Source organism: Vibrio sp. OPT46 (assembly GCF_015163535.1).
Classification (GTDB): domain Bacteria; phylum Pseudomonadota; class Gammaproteobacteria; order Enterobacterales; family Vibrionaceae; genus Vibrio; species Vibrio alginolyticus.
Genome location: NZ_JADDYG010000568.1, coordinates 1 through 404, shown reverse-complemented (window position 1 = coordinate 404; position 404 = coordinate 1). Strand labels below are relative to the sequence as shown.

Genomic DNA, 404 nt, shown 5'->3' with positions numbered 1-404 from the left:
TTAAGAGTGATTAAATAATAAAAAAGCAGCGTTACGCTGCTTTTTTCTTTTTAACTTGTTGAAGATGATTTCAAGCCAGACTTTGGAAATTACTCACTAATCGTAAAGACTTCGACGTTCTTTTCACTTTCTGTACTTGCCTCACTTTCTATTGTTTGTACACCGTCACTCGGTAAGTCCACTTCAACAGGCTCCATTTCGCCGTATTGGAACCCTTTAATGACTTGTTTTACGCCTGAGATGTTACGTGCGATTTCTGTCGCTCGATCGCCTTGCTCTGGTGTGACATAACCAAACAGAAAAACATCGCCATCTTCGGTGATCACTTTAACCTTAACACCATTAAGCTCAGAATCAGTAAGCAAAGCTGACTTTACTTTGGTTGTGATCCAGCTGTCATTGCT

At 40.1% G+C, this 404-nt stretch carries 1 protein-coding gene; it reads right to left on the bottom strand.

Annotated features, from left to right (window positions below; translation table 11 throughout):
- Positions 1 to 89: 89 nt before the first annotated feature.
- Positions 90 to 404 (bottom strand): BON domain-containing protein (locus IQR33_RS22780; RefSeq protein WP_193844068.1); only part of this gene is annotated, 315 nt, incomplete at its 5' end.